Annotated in this window: 3 protein-coding genes and 1 pseudogene; 3 read left to right on the forward strand and 1 reads right to left on the reverse strand. The window is 47.7% G+C overall.

Annotation, left to right across the window (positions count from 1 at the left end):
• Positions 1 to 36: 36 nt before the first annotated feature.
• From A918_RS19115 to A918_RS21645, 3 genes and pseudogenes are all read left to right on the forward strand, one after another.
• Positions 37 to 435 (forward strand): annotated as a pseudogene (locus A918_RS19115) (recombinase family protein); the annotation flags it as partial.
• A complete protein-coding gene (locus tag A918_RS0101415; protein ID WP_022709328.1) occupies positions 425 to 1,003 on the forward strand; it encodes a GNAT family N-acetyltransferase in 579 nt (192 codons plus the stop codon). The pseudogene A918_RS19115 and the gene A918_RS0101415, both read left to right, overlap by 11 nt.
• An 806-nt stretch (positions 1,004 to 1,809) precedes the next feature.
• A complete protein-coding gene (locus A918_RS21645) occupies positions 1,810 to 2,148 on the forward strand; it encodes a hypothetical protein (protein ID WP_156831365.1) in 339 nt (112 codons plus the stop codon).
• A gap of 76 nt (positions 2,149 to 2,224) precedes the next feature.
• Here the strand turns inward: A918_RS21645 and A918_RS0101420 are convergent.
• A partial coding sequence (locus tag A918_RS0101420; RefSeq protein ID WP_022709329.1) for a polysaccharide deacetylase family protein occupies positions 2,225 to 2,743 on the reverse strand: 519 nt, incomplete at its 5' end.

The following is a 2,743-nucleotide window of genomic DNA, read 5'->3' on the forward strand; positions in this document are numbered from 1 at the left end:
GCGCCACTTGAAATCGTTCATCAAAAGTCTCGCTGAAAATTGTCAGCATTCTTTCGGACATCGGCAAAATTTTTGCAACAGAGCCAAGCCCTCGCAGAAATGGGCGTCAGGGTTTACTGCCTCGCATTAGGTGGTGCTGATCTAACCAGTTCAGCCGGTACAATGACCATGAATGTGCTGAACGCCGTGGCGCAGTTCGAGCGCGACCTTCTGATCGAACGGACGCAATCAGGCCTCAAACGCGCCAAGTCGGAAGGGAAATCTTTGGGTCGTCCATCCACATTTGACGATAAACAAAAACAGGACGTCCTCGCCGATCTGGTGGAAGGAAGAAGTATTTCGGCAATTGCTCGGAAATTTGTCACAAGCAGACAAACAATCATGCGCATCCGGAAACAGGCTGCTAACAACCATCGGAAAATGAATGAGAAGTGAGCCGGGGCAATCGTTCAAAATGCTAACTGAGCGCTTGGAACTGCGTCTGGTCACGGTATCAGATAGCGCTGCACTGCAAAAACTAATGACACCTGCGATCAGCCGTTGGGTGGCAGTTTGGCCATACCCTCTTACGCCAGAAGCGGCAGAGAGGATTATTGATAAAGCGCTTATTGGGCATTCAGAACAACGCACGCTTCCACTGGTAATTGTAAACCAAGCTGACAATCAGGTTATTGGCTGGATCAAGGTCGATTTTGAAGAATGTGATGGAAAGCGAATTGGCGAAATCGGCTACTGGCTTTCTGAGGAAGTTCACGGCATGGGATTTGGGTATGAAGCCGCCAAAGGTATCATTGCTGCCTGTTTTGAAGAATTGAAAACTCATTCTATGCGAGCAGGAGCCCAAAACAATAATACCGTTTCTCCTAATCTATTGTTGAAACTGGGAATGCACACGACTGGAGAGCGGATGGTCTATGCGCCGGCTCGTGACCGGGATGAATTGTGCACCTACTTCGAGTTAAAAAGCGCCACATATTATCGCGCTTCTGATTTGACCGTTTAAGCGATTATGGAAGTGGGGCAACTCTCGTGCACTCCAGTAGGTTCTTCATTCGCTCTGCCTTAGCATACGATTTTTGACTGCTCTTGTTCCGACCCCGTTTAAACGCCGATTGACAGCCAATTGTTGTTTTTGAAAAGTCCTTTAATAATCTCGAAAGCTGAATGACGGTTAAGCAGGAAATGTAACTTGTCAGCGTTACACTTTTTAATTTGCGTCGCGCTTAGATCAGCGGTTTCCAAATTTCCAGTTTGTATTTAGCCATTATTCTTTTTTGACGTTTTTCTCGGTCGCTACAGCGCTTTTTGATTTGCGCGCTCCCCTCAAAAAACATTCAAAAAAATGGCGTGTTTATATCATTAGAAGGGTGAGAATATAATACAACAAAATCAATCACTTAGAAAGATACCCCCTCACAGTTTAGATTGTGGGGGGGGTACCCTACTTTCCAGTCTGGGTAGCACCACATCTCACAGTGAGGAATCGTATGAACGCCCCCAAATTGCCCGAAAAAAGTTGTGCTCAACTCATTGGGTGCAAACAGAGCGCGAAGCTCATGAGGCTTGGTCTGTACTCATCGCAAAGAGTCCAACGGTCTTGTCACGTTAAGTTTCTTTGTGCGGAAAGGTCAGCGGCTCGTAGATCTTCAGGCGACACCCGCCGCAATTTTCCATGCATTGAAAGCTTCGAGGCGATGGTATCGAATTGTTTGTGCGGCTCGGCGGCGGGCTAGAACTTAAAAACAATTGCGGGTAGCTGATTACATGGAGACGAACCGTTGCGACATGCCTGGTGATCGGTGGCTTTGCATGGTTCGTTCCCGTGTCCAGTTGCAATGCCAGGAGGGAGATTTATCCTGCGTACCTCATGTAAAAGCTGGAACATCCGGACAATCCCATGTGACGGTACCTGCACATAAAGCTGCAGATATGGCCAATGGATCATGTGTACAAGCGGTGGGTGAGGTAAAAGCAAAGGAAATTGCTAATCGTTGTTTTGATATGTCAAGCAGTAGCCATCCTCCATGCAATGTCCAGAACAGTTGCTTTCTTATGGTAGAGGAAATTAAGCAGGGCTGCGCGCAAAGCGGTGCAGACGCACCTAAATATTGCAAAATAAGGTTTGTGACCCAGCAATTTACAAGATGAATGAGGGCGTTCTGATTGAATTACGGCCTCACTCATTTTGTTGCTTGATCGCTCTGTTGTGGCGAAAGGAAAAAACTCAACGGAAATACACACGGTATAAAAATTCCGGCAATGTATGATTGCGACGGATATATATTCTCGGAATGCCAAACGGGTCATCATTTGGTTTTGCGCGCGAGGCAATTGTTGTGACCGCAGTCTGAAAACCTGCCTCGCGTGCCATTAAGCGGTGCGTCTGATTATTGGCACCGTAGGGATAGCAAAAATGAGGAACCTCTGCGCCCAGCATGTCCTCCAGACGTGATTTTGATTCACTGATCTGGCGGCGGGCTTCTTCATCCGGTGTGTCATTCAGATTGACATGATCAAGCGTATGGGCGCCGACTTCATGCCCCAATGCCGCCCATTCCCGCATTTGCGTAACGGACATACATGCCATTTCCGGAATGCCAATTGCCTTGTCCCAGATATTGCTGCCACCAATCTGGTTGGCCACAAAATAATTCGTGGCGGTGAAGCCGCATTCTGCCAGAACCGGTGCGGCATTTTCCAGCACATTCAGGAAGCCGTCATCAAAAGTCAGGACAGCAACCTT

The sequence above is a fragment of the Pseudochrobactrum sp. AO18b genome (assembly GCF_000409565.1).
Classification (GTDB): Bacteria; Pseudomonadota; Alphaproteobacteria; order Rhizobiales; family Rhizobiaceae; genus Pseudochrobactrum; species Pseudochrobactrum saccharolyticum.